This window comes from Mycobacterium sp. SP-6446 (assembly GCF_001954045.1).
GTDB lineage: Bacteria > Actinomycetota > Actinomycetes > Mycobacteriales > Mycobacteriaceae > Mycobacterium.
On record NZ_MBEM01000131.1, the window covers coordinates 45,063 to 57,492 of the forward strand.

Genomic DNA, 12,430 nt, shown 5'->3' on the forward strand with positions numbered 1-12,430 from the left:
CTCATCGAATAGAAGGAAAATTCACAGTGGCATTAGAGATGTTCTACGACGACGACGCAGACCTGTCGATCATCCAGGGCCGCAAGGTCGGCGTCATCGGATACGGCAGCCAGGGGCACGCGCACTCGCTGAGCCTGCGCGACTCGGGCGTGCAGGTCCGCATCGGGCTGCAGGAGGGTTCGAAGTCCCGGCCCAAGTGTTCCGAGCAGGGCCTGGACGTCGGCACTCCCGCCGAGGTCGCCAAGTGGGCCGACGTCATCATGTTGCTGGCGCCCGACACCGCGCAGGCCGACATCTTCAAAAACGAGATCGAGCCTAACCTGAACGCCGGCGACGCACTGTTTTTCGGCCACGGGCTCAACGTCCACTTCGGTTTGATCAAGCCACCCGCCGACGTCACCATCGCGATGGTCGCCCCCAAGGGTCCCGGGCACCTGGTGCGCCGCCAGTTCGTCGACGGCAAGGGCGTGCCGTGCCTGATCGCCGTCGACCAAGACCCCACCGGCAACGGCCAGGCGCTGGCGCTGTCCTATGCCAAGGCCATCGGCGGCACCCGGGCCGGGGTCATCAAAACCACCTTCAAAGACGAGACCGAAACCGACCTGTTCGGTGAGCAGGCCGTATTGTGCGGTGGCACAGAGGAACTGGTGAAGGCGGGCTTCGACGTGATGGTCGAGGCGGGCTACCCGCCGGAGATGGCCTACTTCGAGGTGCTGCACGAGCTGAAGCTGATCGTCGACCTGATGTACGAGGGTGGCATCGCCCGGATGAACTACTCGGTCTCCGACACCGCGGAATTCGGCGGATACCTGTCGGGTCCGCGCGTCATCGACGCCGACACCAAGGAGCGGATGCGCGCCATCCTGCGTGACATCCAGGACGGCAGCTTCGTCAAGAAGCTGGTCGCCAACGTCGAGGGCGGCAACAAGCAACTCGAGCAGCTGCGCAAGGAAAACGCCGAGCACCCCATCGAGGTGACCGGCAAGAAGCTGCGCGACCTGATGAGCTGGGTCGACCGCCCGATCACCGAGACGGCATAGCGTCTGGCGCCGAACGTGCACTGAGCGCGAGATTTTGGCGATTTTTTCGCCGTGAGGACACGTTCGGCGGCTTAGGACGCCGTGAAGCGGTCGGCCGTACGCACAACGCGGCGGGCCAGATGGTCGAGCGCGTCGTTGGTCGCGTCGTCGAGCTCGTGGATGTTGTCGTGGGTGGAGACCAGGCTCGCCCCATACGGGTTGCCATCGACGAACTTGCACGGATCGGTGTATCCCGGCGGCACGATGATGCCGCCGAAGTGCATCAGCGTGAAATACAGCGCGACCAGCGTGGTTTCCTGGCCGCCGTGCAGGGTGTTGGAGGACGTGAAGGCCGCATACACCTTGTCGGCCAACTTGCCGTCAGCCCACAGCCCACCCAGCGAGTCGAGGAAGGCGCGCAATTGCGCTGCGGGCGAACCGAACCGGGTCGGCGAGCCGAAGATCACCGCGTCGGCCCACACGATGTCGTCGCCGGTAGCCGCGGGAAGATCCTTGGTCGCTTCGTAGTTCGCCGTCCAGGCCGGGTTTTGGGCGAACGACTCCGGGTCGTGCGTTTCGGCGACGTGGCGCAGCCGGACCTCGGCGCCCGCGGCCTCGGCTGCCGCGGCGACCCGCCGCGCCATCGTGGTGCCGTGACCGGTGGCCGAGTAATAGATGATCGCGAGTTTGGTCATGGCCCCAGCCTAGGCATGCCCAGGCCGAATTCGCGGCGCAGCAGGGTACGCGCGGCGTAGTAACCGGCCATGCCGTGCACGCCGCCGCCGGGCGGGGTGGCCGCGGAGCACAGATACGCCTTGGGAATAGGTGTGCGCCAAGGGTTCAGGCGCGGTGTGGGGCCGGCGATCGCGCGCCACGCCGAGTTTCCGCCCATCCCGATGTCGCCGCCGACGTAGTTGGCGTTGTGGTCGGTCATTCGCGCGGCGGGCACCGCGCGGGCCGCCAGCACGAGGTCGCGGAAGCCGGGTGCGAACCGCTCGATCACCGCGGTCACCGCCTGCGTCGCGTCGACGGTGGAGCCCGAGGGTACGTGGGCGTAGGTCCAGAACGGGCGGCGGCCGCCGCCGTCGATGCGGCCGGGGTCGGCGAGGTGGGGCGCGGCCGCCAGCACCATCGGCCACTGCGCGTGGCGTCCGGCCGCGATGTCGGCTTCGGCGCGCGCCATCTGCTCGCGGGTGCCGCCGAGATGCAGGGTCGGCGCGTGGCGCAGCCGCTCGTCGGTCCACGGAATCTCGCCGCTGAGCACGAAGTCGACCTTGGCGACTCCCGGCCCAAAACGATAGCGGCGCAACGCCTTAGCGTAGTGGGACGGTAGCGCGTCGCCGTAAATGCGCAACAGCGCGGTCGGTGCCGTGTCGAACGCGACGACACCGCTTGGCGGCCCGGTGATTTCGTGGCCGGCGGTCAGCTCGCCGCCGTGCGCGCGCAGGTCGGCGATCAGCGCATCGGTGATCGCCTGGCTGCCGCCCACCGGAATCGGCCAGCCGACCGAATGGGCGAGTGTCGCCAACATCAACCCGGCGCCGGCGGCCGTCATCGACGGCATCCGCGAAATCACATGAGCGGCAACGCCGGTGAACAGGGCCCGGGCGTCTTCGCCGACCAGCGACCCCCACGCGACAGTGCCCTGGGCCAGCATGCGCAGCCCAAGGCGCAGCGCGGACGGTAACGAGCGGGGCACCGAGCGCTTGTCGCCGAGCAGCAGTCCGACCACCTCGGGCGAGTCCGACACCAACGGGCCCAGCAGCCGCCGCCAGGACGCGCCGTCGGTCAATTCGGCGCAGGTGCGCTCCAGATCGCGATACGCGATCACGGCGGGCCGGCCGGGCAGCGGATTGGCATAGGCGATCTCGGGCACCTCCAGCCGCACTCCGCGGGCGGCCAGATCGAACTCCGCAAAGAACGGCGACGCCAGCGCCAGCGGGTGAACCGCCGAACAGATGTCGTGTTGGACTCCGGGAAATTCTGGGTCGGTCGCGGTGCGGGCGCCGCCGCCGAAGGTCGGCTGGGCCTCGACGACCTGCACTTTGAGTCCCGCACGGGCGCAGATTACGGCCGCTGTCAGCCCGTTGGGGCCGCTGCCGACGACGGTGACGTCCACCGGTCAATTAGAGCGGAGACGCCGGCCTATAGCCTGGTCGGGTGAACTTGCCTGTTGTGTTAATCGCCGACAAACTCGCCCAATCGACCGTCGCCGCCCTGGGAGACCAGGTCGAGGTGCGCTGGGTAGACGGTCCCGACCGGGAGAAGCTGCTGGCCGCGGTGCCCGAGGCCGACGCGCTGCTGGTGCGCTCGGCCACCACCGTCGACGCCGAGGTGCTCGCCGCGGCCCCCAAGCTCAAGATCGTCGCGCGCGCCGGCGTCGGGCTCGACAACGTCGACGTCGACGCCGCCACCGAGCGCGGCGTGCTGGTCGTCAACGCGCCGACGTCGAACATCCACAGTGCCGCCGAGCACGCGCTGGCGCTGCTGCTGGCCGCGGCTCGCCAGATCGCGGCGGCCGATGCCTCGCTGCGCGAACACACCTGGAAACGCTCGTCGTTCTCGGGCACCGAGATTTTCGGCAAGACCGTCGGCGTGGTCGGGCTGGGCCGGATCGGCCAGTTGGTCGCGCAGCGGGTCGCGGCCTTCGGCACCCACGTCGTCGCCTACGACCCGTATGTGGCGCCGGCACGCGCCGCGCAGCTCGGCATCGAGCTGCTATCCCTCGACGAGCTGCTGACCCGGGCCGACTTCATCTCGGTGCACCTGCCGAAGACGGCGGAGACGGCCGGCCTGATCGACAAGGAGGCGCTGGCTAAGACGAAGCCGGGCGTCATCATCGTCAACGCCGCACGCGGTGGGCTGGTCGACGAGGCGGCGCTGGCCGACGCGGTGAGCAGTGGCCATGTGCGCGCCGCCGGCCTCGACGTGTTCTCCAGCGAACCCTGCACCGACAGCCCGCTGTTCGAGCTGCCGCAGGTGGTGGTCACACCGCACCTGGGCGCCTCCACCGCCGAGGCCCAGGACCGGGCCGGAACCGACGTGGCCGAAAGCGTGCGGCTGGCGCTGGCGGGGGAGTTCGTCCCCGACGCGGTCAACGTGGGCGGCGGAGTGGTCAACGAGGAGGTGGCGCCCTGGCTGGACCTGGTGCGCAAGCTCGGAGTGCTGGCGGCCGCCCTGTCCGACGGCCTGCCGGCGTCGTTGGTCGTGGAGGTGCGCGGCGAGCTGGCTTCCGAAGACGTTGAGGTGCTGCGCCTTTCGGCATTGCGCGGTCTGTTCTCGGCGGTCATCGAGGATCCGGTCACGTTCGTCAACGCGCCGGCGCTGGCCGCCGAACGCGGCGTCACCGCCGAGCTCACCACCGCGTCGGAAAGCCCTAACCACCGCAGCGTGGTCGATGTGCGGGCGCTCGCCCACGATGGCTCGTGCGTCAACGTGGCGGGCACGCTGTCCGGGCCGCAGTTGGTCGAGAAGATCGTCCAGATCAACGGGCGCAACTTCGATCTGCGCGCCCAGGGTACGAACCTGGTGATCAACTACATCGACCAGCCGGGCGCATTGGGCAAGATCGGCACCCTGCTCGGTGCGGCCGGGGTGAATATTCAAGCCGCGCAACTGTCCGAGGACGCCGAGGGTCCGAGCGCGACGATCCTGTTGCGGCTCGACCAAGACGTGCCCGACGCCGTCCGGTCGGAGATCTCGACGGCGGTGGGGGCCAACAAGCTCGAAGTGGTTGACCTGTCGTGAAACTGGCGGTGATCGGCGGCGACGGGATCGGCCCCGAGGTGGTGGCCGAGGCCCTCAAAGTCCTCGACGCGGTCGTGCCGGGCGTGCAGCGGACCGACTACGACCTGGGCGCCCGCCGCTTCCACGCCACCGGTGAGCTACTGCCGGACTCGGTGCTCGCCGAGCTGCGCCAGCATGACGCCATCCTGCTCGGCGCGGTCGGTGATCCGTCGGTGCCCAGTGGCGTGCTGGAGCGAGGCCTGTTGTTGCGCTTGCGTTTTGAGCTGGATCATCACGTCAACCTGCGACCGGCCCGGCTGTATCCGGGGGTGAGCGGTCCGCTGGCCGGAAACCCCGACATCGACTTCGTGGTGGTGCGCGAGGGCACTGAAGGGCCCTACACCGGCACCGGTGGCGCGATCCGGGTGGGCACGCCGCAGGAGGTGGCCACCGAGGTCAGCGTCAACACCGCGTTCGGTGTGCGCCGCGTGGTGGCCGACGCGTTCGAGCGCGCGCAGCGGCGTCGCAAGCATCTAACGCTGGTGCACAAGAACAACGTACTCACCTTCGCCGGGAAGCTTTGGACGCGGATCGTGGCGGAGGTTGGCGAAGACTATCCCGGCGTCGAGGTCGCCTATCAGCACGTCGACGCCGCCACCATCTTCCTGGTCACCGACCCGGGGCGCTTCGACGTGATCGTCACCGACAACCTGTTCGGCGACATCATCACCGACTTGGCCGCGGCGGTGTGCGGCGGAATTGGCTTGGCCGCCAGTGGAAATATCGATGCCACCCGGATCAATCCGTCGATGTTCGAGCCCGTGCACGGCAGCGCGCCCGACATCGCCGGTCAGGGCATCGCGGATCCGACGGCGGCGATCATGTCGGTGGCGCTGCTGCTTGCCCACCTCGGTCAGGACGACGCCGCGGCCCGGGTGGACCGGGCCGTCGCGACCTATCTGTCGAACCGCCCGAACGAACGGCTCGCCACCAGCGAAGTCGGCGAACGGATCGCAGCCGCGCTGTAGTTTCCAAACCCGGTGGCAGCAGCCGGGTCGGCACCAACGGGACCGCCAGCAAGGGAAACAACCCGCACCAGGCCCAGGCGGACGGATATTTCTCCGCCGCGATCAATGCGCCGAATAGCGGCGGCCCCGCGGCGGCCATCAGCCGTTGAGTGGTGTTCTGCACACCCAGCGCCCGCCCGCTCCAGAACGCACCGGCGAATTCGGTGATCGCGGTTGCCTCCAAACCGTTGTCGAGCACCGCGATCACCGAGATGGCGATCATGAGCGGCACGTCGAATCGCGAATTCACCCGGTCGCTCAGCGCCAGCAGGAACAGGGTCAGCGCCGCGGCGGCGGCGATGATGCGGACCGGCCACATCCGCGAGCCGACCCGGTCCGACCACCGCCCGACGCCGACGCGGCCCAGCGCGCCGAGCAGCTGCGCGAGCGTCACCAAAACCCCGGCGGCCCCGATCGACCAGCCGTGGTGGTTCATCAGCCACACCAGCATGAACGTTACGGTCACGGTCTGCGGCATCATCAGCAGGCCCGCCACCGCGTGAATTCGCCAGAGCACCAACGACCCCCGGTACGGGCTGGCCAGTTCGGCCACGGTGGCCGTCTTGCGGGACTTCCCCGGTGGATTCGCGACTCCGATCAGGCTGGCCACGGCGGCTACCGCGCACACCAACGCGGGCAACATCAGCCCCGCGCGAATGCTGTGTTCACCCAGTTCGGGTATCACCAGTGCGCCGAAGGCGATTCCGAGCGGTTGCGCGGTCTGGCGGATCCCCATCGCCAGGCCGCGCTGCTGCGGCGGAAACCAGCCGGACACCAGCCGGCCGCCGGCGGTGTTGCAACTCGCCGCGGCCATGCCGCCGAGGAACAGATACACACCGACCCACACCATCGAATGCACCGACGCCGCAGCGTATGCCGCCGCCGCGGTGAGTGCCGAACCAGCGGTCATCACGATCCGCTCGCCGATGCGATCCAGCACGTAGCCCCAGAGGATAAGCGTGGTGACCATGCCCCAGCTGGGCATCGACGACAGCAGACCGGCTTCGGGCAGTGAAATGCCGCGCAAGGCCTGCAGCGAGGGGATCAGGAATGCGACGCCGTTGATGAAGAGGAAAGAACTTGCCGTTACCCACAGGGAGACGACCACGATCGACCAGCGCGCCCCGGTGCTGAGTTGGCCCGCCTCTTTCGGGTCCGACGGCATCCGCCCATGCTCGCACGATGCCCGGCTGAGGCAGGCGTGATCGGCGATTACTAGGCTCGTGCGAATGCGCCTTGGTCGAATCGCGAGCCCGGACGGCGTCGCCTTCGTCAGCATCGAGGGTCCCCTGGACGATCCCGGCGGGATGACGGCCCGCGAGATCGCCGAGCACCCGTTCGGCACGCCGACGTTCACCGGCCGATTCTGGCCGCTGGCCGACATCCGGCTGCTGGCGCCCATGCTGGCCGGCAAGGTGGTCTGCGTCGGGAAGAACTACGCCGATCACATCGCGGAGATGGGTGGCCAAACGGGCCCGGTGCCGGCGGATCCGGTGATATTCCTCAAGCCCAACACCGCCATCATCGGACCCAACGTGCCGATTCGGTTGCCCGCCAACGCATCACCGGTGCACTTCGAGGGAGAGCTGGCGGCGGTGATCGGCCGCCCGTGCAAGGACGTCCCGGCCGCCCAGGCCGCCGCCAACATCCTCGGCTACACCATCGCCAACGATGTGTCGGCGCGCGACCAACAACAGGCCGACGGGCAGTGGACGCGGGCCAAGGGCCACGACACCTTCTGCCCGGTCGGCCCCTGGATCGTCACCGACGTCGATCCGGCCGATCTCGAGCTGCGCACCGAGGTCAACGGCGACGTCAAGCAACACACCCGAACCTCGTCGATGATCCACGACGTCGGCGCCATCGTGGAATGGATCTCGGCCGTGATGACCCTGCTGCCCGGCGACCTCATCCTCACCGGAACACCGGCGGGTGTCGGCCCCATCGAGGACGGTGACGTCGTCTCCATCAGCATCGAGGGAATCGGCAGCCTCGCCAATCCCGTAGTCCGCAAAGGAAAGTCTTGACTTCCCCCGAAGCAGCCAAAGTACGAGTCCGGTTCTGCCCGTCGCCCACCGGCACGCCGCACGTGGGGATGGTGCGCACCGCGCTGTTCAACTGGGCCTATGCGCGGCACACCGGCGGTACCTTCGTTTTTCGCATCGAGGACACCGACGCCGCGCGCGACACCGAGGAGAGCTACCTGGCGCTGCTCGACGCCCTGCGCTGGCTCGGCCTCGACTGGGACGAGGGGCCCGAGGTCGGCGGCCCCTACGGCCCTTATAGGCAGTCGCAGCGCGGCGACATCTACCAAGAGGTGGTGGCCAAGCTGCTCGCGGCGGGGGAGGCCTACCATGCCTTTTCGACGCCGGAGGAGGTGGAGGCCCGCCACATCGCCGCCGGCCGCAACCCGAAGCTGGGCTACGACAACTTCGACCGACAGCTGACCGATCCCCAGCGGGCCGCGTTTCTCGCCGAGGGACGCCAGCCGGTGGTACGGCTGCGAATGCCCGACGAGGATCTGCACTGGCACGACCTGGTGCGCGGGCCCACCACCTTTGCGGCCGGCACCGTGCCCGACTTCGCGTTGACGCGGGCTAGCGGAGATCCGTTGTACACCTTGGTCAACCCGTGCGACGACGCGCTGATGAAGATCACGCACGTGCTGCGTGGCGAGGACCTGCTGCCGTCGACTCCGCGTCAGATTGCGTTGTATCAGGCGCTGATCCGGATCGGGGTCGCCGAGCGGATCCCGCAATTCGCCCACCTGCCAACGGTATTGGGGGAGGGAACCAAGAAGCTCTCCAAGCGCGACCCGCAGTCGAATCTGTTCGCCCACCGCGACCGGGGTTTCATTCCCGAAGGGTTGCTGAATTATCTTGCGTTGCTGGGCTGGGCGATCGCCGACGATCACGACCTGTTCAGCCTCGACGAAATGGTGGCCGCCTTCGACGTGGTGGACGTCAACTCGAATCCGGCCCGATTCGACCAGAAGAAGGCCGACGCGCTCAACGCCGAGCACATCCGGATGCTCACCGCCGACGACTTCGCCGGCAGGCTGCGCGAGTACTTCAACGCACACGGCCATCGCCTCGACTTGGATGACGCCTCCTTCGCCACCGCCGCCGAGCTGGTGCAGACCCGCATCGTGGTGCTCGCGGACGCATGGGACTTGCTGAAGTTCCTCAACGACGACGAGTACGCGATCGATCCCAAGGCCGCCGCCAAAGAACTCGGTGCGGAAGGTGCCGCGGTGCTCGACGCGGCGCTGGCCGCGCTGGACGGCGTGACGGAGTGGACGACCGAGCGGATCGAGGGCGCCCTCAAGGCCGCGCTGATCGAGGGACTGGCGCTCAAACCGCGCAAAGCATTCGGCCCGATCCGCGTCGCCGCTACCGGGACGACGATCAGCCCGCCGTTATTTGAATCACTGGAGCTGCTCGGCCGCGAGCGCAGCCTGCGCCGGCTGCGGGCCGCCCGCGCTGGCGCGCTCTAAGTTTTTGGTACTCTGCACTGCGGTTTACAAAGGTCGCTGGCAGCCGCGCAGGCACGGGCACTTAAGTCCGCAGAATGCGCTTTGACCTGCGGCTTTAGGCAGCCAATGGGGTATGGTGTAATTGGCAACACAGCTGATTCTGGTTCAGCCATTCTAGGTTCGAGTCCTGGTACCCCAGCAAAATCCGGCCACCACAAGCGATTAGGTGGGCATATGCGGGTGAGCTATGCTGACAGCTCGGATCGGTTCAGGCCCCGTCGTCTAGCGGCCTAGGACGCCGCCCTCTCACGGCGGTAGCGTGGGTTCGAATCCCATCGGGGCTACAAATTCTTACTGGCCGGTCCCCACGACCGCTGGTGCGGTCGATCCGCCCACCGGCATCGGCGGCAAACCGAGCTTGCGGTGATCCCACGAACGCGAACGTGCCGCCACGATGCGCACGCAGACCCGCTTGTTCATCATCTGCTCGACGAAGGGCTTCATGTCGTCGCTGTAGGGGCCGGTGTAACGCTCGAACACGCTGACGCCGACGCGGTGCGAGACGTCGGGATCGTCAACGATCTCGGCGACGCCTTCAAAGGACACCCCGCGCAGCGTGTCGTAGGTGTCGCCGCCCTCGATCAAAAAGCTCACCCGCGGATCCCGTTTGAGGTTGACGGCCTTCTGCGACTTGGCCTTGGTCTCCAGCCAGATTTCGCCGTCGACCACGGCGTACCACATGGCGGTCAAATGCGGCTGGCCGTCGGGGCCGACGGTGGCCAATGTTCCGGTGCGGCTCTTGACGACGAAATCGGCGATCTCGTCCTCCGACATGACGATGCTCGCGCGCTGATTGGTTCCCATGGCGTCAGTCTGTCAGGTCGTTTTTGGGCGTGCGCTGAGGGCGCCCTGAACGCACACTCGCCGCCCTGAACGCACAATCGATTCGAATCACAGACGACGAGTCAGCGCTTCGGCCGCGGACAACAGATCGGCGGCCCAGCGCGCACCGGGCCGGCGCCCGATTCGGTCGATGGGCCCGGACACCGAGATGGCGGCGACGACGATGCCGCGGCCGTCGCGCACCGGCGCCGAGACGCTGGCGACACCGGGCTCACGTTCGGCCACGCTTTGTGCCCAACCGCGCCGGCGCACTTCGGCCAGCGCCCGGTCGGTGAATTTCGCCGCCGGTAGCACCGCCTTCTGGGTGGCGGCGTCGCTATAGGCCAGCAGCACTTTGGCCCCCGAGCCCGCGGTCATCGGCAGGCGGGCGCCGACCGGGACCGTATCGCGAAGGCCCGCAGCCGGTTCCAGCGCCGCGACACAGACCCGCGAGGTGCCCTCGCGGCGGTACAGCTGCACGCTCTCCCCGGTGGTCTCGCGCAATTGCGGGAGCACCGTCGCGCCGGCGGCCAGCAGCGGATCGTTGACGTGGGCCGCGAGTTCGGTAAGCGCGGGACCCAGCCGCCAGCGCCCTTCGTCGTCGCGTGCCAGCAGGCGATGGACTTCGAGTGCGGCGGCCAACCGGTAGGCGGTCGCGCGGGGCAACCCGCTCCGCTCACACAGCTCGGCCAACCCGCAGGGAGATTCCGCGATGGTGTGCAGCAGCCCCACGCTTTTGTCGAGGACGCCGATTCCGCTATCCTGTCTCATAAGGAGATACTAGCGTCTCGCATTATGAGACAGCCAGTTCTGAACGAATCGAGGCGATCGAAGATGGCAGGCACGCCGCGCACACTGGCCGAAAAGGTTTGGGACGACCACGTTGTGGCGTCGGGTGAGGGCTCCGGGCCCGACCTGATCTACATCGACCTTCATCTGGTGCACGAGGTCACCAGTCCGCAGGCGTTCGACGGGCTGCGCCTGGCCGGCCGCCCGGTGCGCCGCCCCGACCTGACGCTGGCGACCGAGGATCACAACGTGCCCACCATCGACATCGACAAGCCGATCGCCGACCCGATCTCGCGCACCCAGGTCGAGACGTTGCGGCGAAACTGTGCCGAATTCGGCGTGCGGCTGCATCCGATGGGGGATATCGAGCAGGGCATCGTCCACGTGGTCGGGCCGCAATTGGGGCTGACTCAGCCGGGAATGACGGTGGTCTGCGGCGATAGCCACACCTCTACTCATGGCGCTTTCGGCGCGCTGGCGATGGGCATCGGAACATCGGAGGTCGAACATGTACTGGCTACGCAGACGTTGCCGCTTCGGCCATTCAAGACAATGGCGGTCAATGTCGACGGGCAATTGCCGGCCGGTGTCACCGCCAAGGACATCATTTTGGCGTTGATCGCAAAGATCGGCACGGGCGGCGGACAGGGTCACGTCATCGAATATCGCGGCAGCGCCATCGAGTCGCTGTCCATGGAAGGCCGGATGACGATCTGCAATATGAGTATCGAAGCGGGTGCCCGGGCGGGCATGGTGGCGCCGGACGAAACCACATACGAGTTTCTGCGCGATCGTCCACACGCGCCGCGCGGCGCGCAATGGGACGCCGCGCTCTCCTATTGGCAGCAGCTGCGCACCGACCCCGGCGCGTCCTTCGACACCGAGGTCTATCTCGACGCGACGTCGTTGAGCCCATTTGTCACGTGGGGAACAAACCCCGGACAGGGCGTCCCGTTGGCCGCGAACGTCCCGGACCCCGACCTGATGGCCGACGAGGGCGAGCGGCAGGCCGCCGAGAAAGCCTTGGCGTACATGGACCTTCGACCCGGGGTGCCGATGCGCGAAATCGCCGTCGACGCCGTGTTCGTCGGCTCGTGCACCAACGGTCGCATCGAAGATCTGCGGGCGGTGGCCGAGGTGTTGCGCGGCCGCAAGGTGGCCTCGGGCGTGCGGATGCTGGTTGTTCCGGGCTCGATGCGGGTGCGCGCCCAGGCCGAAGCCGAGGGACTCGGCGAGATATTCACCGCCGCGGGCGCGGAGTGGCGGCAGGCGGGTTGCTCGATGTGCTTGGGCATGAACCCCGATCAGCTTGCGCCGGGGGAGCGCTGCGCGGCGACGTCGAACCGCAACTTCGAAGGGCGGCAGGGCAAAGGCGGTCGCACGCATTTGGTGTCGCCCGTGGTTGCTGCGGCTACCGCGGTGCGCGGCACGCTGTCCGCGCCGGCCGACTTGAACTGATTCAACTTCGATAG

At 67.8% G+C, this 12,430-nt stretch carries 10 protein-coding genes, 2 tRNA genes and 1 pseudogene; 8 read left to right on the forward strand and 5 right to left on the reverse strand.

Annotated elements, in window-relative coordinates; all coding sequences use genetic code 11:
- Positions 1–38: 38 nt before the first annotated feature.
- Complete coding sequence (gene ilvC / locus A5736_RS11215; RefSeq protein WP_139333263.1) at positions 39–1,040, forward strand: ketol-acid reductoisomerase; 1,002 nt, start codon at positions 39–41, stop codon at positions 1,038–1,040.
- Between the two features lie 71 nt (positions 1,041–1,111).
- Here ilvC and wrbA read toward each other — a convergent pair whose 3' ends face one another.
- Both wrbA and A5736_RS11225 read right to left on the reverse strand, forming a co-directional pair.
- Complete coding sequence (gene wrbA, locus A5736_RS11220) at positions 1,112–1,714, reverse strand: NAD(P)H:quinone oxidoreductase (RefSeq protein ID WP_076246199.1); 603 nt, start codon at positions 1,712–1,714, stop codon at positions 1,112–1,114.
- Positions 1,711–3,138 (reverse strand): NAD(P)/FAD-dependent oxidoreductase, encoded by a 1,428-nt coding sequence (locus tag A5736_RS11225; protein ID WP_076246201.1) that lies wholly within the window; start codon positions 3,136–3,138, stop codon positions 1,711–1,713. Before A5736_RS11225 ends, wrbA begins: the two co-directional genes overlap by 4 nt.
- 41 nt (positions 3,139–3,179) lie before the next feature.
- Between A5736_RS11225 and serA the strand changes: the two genes are divergently transcribed.
- Complete coding sequence (serA, locus tag A5736_RS11230) at positions 3,180–4,766, forward strand: phosphoglycerate dehydrogenase (RefSeq protein WP_076125916.1); 1,587 nt, start codon at positions 3,180–3,182, stop codon at positions 4,764–4,766.
- Complete coding sequence (locus tag A5736_RS11235) at positions 4,763–5,773, forward strand: 3-isopropylmalate dehydrogenase (RefSeq protein WP_076246203.1); 1,011 nt, start codon at positions 4,763–4,765, stop codon at positions 5,771–5,773. The genes serA and A5736_RS11235 overlap by 4 nt, the downstream gene beginning before the upstream one ends.
- Positions 5,774–5,906: 133 nt before the next feature.
- Here the strand turns inward: A5736_RS11235 and A5736_RS11240 are convergent.
- A pseudogene (locus A5736_RS11240) lies at positions 5,907–7,091 on the reverse strand (MFS transporter); the annotation flags it as partial.
- On the opposite strand from A5736_RS11240, the gene A5736_RS11245 reads away from it, so the two are divergent.
- From A5736_RS11245 to A5736_RS11260, 4 genes are all read left to right on the forward strand, one after another.
- A complete protein-coding gene (locus tag A5736_RS11245; RefSeq protein WP_076246206.1) occupies positions 7,042–7,839 on the forward strand; it encodes a fumarylacetoacetate hydrolase family protein in 798 nt (265 codons plus the stop codon). The pseudogene A5736_RS11240 and the gene A5736_RS11245 sit on opposite strands and share 50 nt — an antisense overlap.
- Positions 7,836–9,308 (forward strand): glutamate--tRNA ligase, encoded by a 1,473-nt coding sequence (gene gltX, locus A5736_RS11250; protein WP_076246208.1) that lies wholly within the window; start codon positions 7,836–7,838, stop codon positions 9,306–9,308. The genes A5736_RS11245 and gltX overlap by 4 nt, the downstream gene beginning before the upstream one ends.
- A 106-nt stretch (positions 9,309–9,414) precedes the next feature.
- Positions 9,415–9,486, forward strand: a tRNA-Gln gene (locus A5736_RS11255).
- A gap of 72 nt (positions 9,487–9,558) precedes the next feature.
- Positions 9,559–9,631, forward strand: a tRNA-Glu gene (locus tag A5736_RS11260).
- Between the two features lie 7 nt (positions 9,632–9,638).
- On the opposite strand, the gene A5736_RS11265 is transcribed toward A5736_RS11260, so the two are convergent.
- Both A5736_RS11265 and A5736_RS11270 read right to left on the reverse strand, forming a co-directional pair.
- Positions 9,639–10,151, reverse strand: a complete 513-nt coding sequence (locus A5736_RS11265; protein ID WP_076125904.1) for a pyridoxamine 5'-phosphate oxidase family protein — start codon at positions 10,149–10,151, stop codon at positions 9,639–9,641.
- 87 nt (positions 10,152–10,238) lie between these two features.
- Entirely contained in the window at positions 10,239–10,940 is a 702-nt protein-coding gene (locus A5736_RS11270) for an IclR family transcriptional regulator (protein WP_076125901.1), read from the reverse strand.
- A 63-nt stretch (positions 10,941–11,003) separates the two neighbouring features.
- Between A5736_RS11270 and leuC the strand changes: the two genes are divergently transcribed.
- The gene (gene leuC / locus A5736_RS11275; RefSeq protein WP_076246209.1) at positions 11,004–12,416 is read left to right on the forward strand and encodes a 3-isopropylmalate dehydratase large subunit; all 1,413 of its coding nucleotides are present in this window, start codon (positions 11,004–11,006) and stop codon (positions 12,414–12,416) included.
- The last annotated feature ends 14 nt before the right edge of the window (positions 12,417–12,430 follow it).

What these genes read in the sequence shown, in the direction of transcription:
- ilvC (WP_139333263.1), top strand. Translation starts at nt 39, where the DNA reads ATGTTCTACGACGACGACGCAGACCTGTCGATCATCCAGGGCCGCAAG.
- wrbA (WP_076246199.1), bottom strand. Translation starts at nt 1,714, where the DNA reads ATGACCAAACTCGCGATCATCTATTACTCGGCCACCGGTCACGGCACC.
- A5736_RS11245 (WP_076246206.1), top strand. Translation starts at nt 7,042, where the DNA reads ATGCGCCTTGGTCGAATCGCGAGCCCGGACGGCGTCGCCTTCGTCAGC.
- A5736_RS11265 (WP_076125904.1), bottom strand. Translation starts at nt 10,151, where the DNA reads ATGGGAACCAATCAGCGCGCGAGCATCGTCATGTCGGAGGACGAGATC.
- A5736_RS11270 (WP_076125901.1), bottom strand. Translation starts at nt 10,940, where the DNA reads ATGAGACAGGATAGCGGAATCGGCGTCCTCGACAAAAGCGTGGGGCTG.
- leuC (WP_076246209.1), top strand. Translation starts at nt 11,004, where the DNA reads ATGGCAGGCACGCCGCGCACACTGGCCGAAAAGGTTTGGGACGACCAC.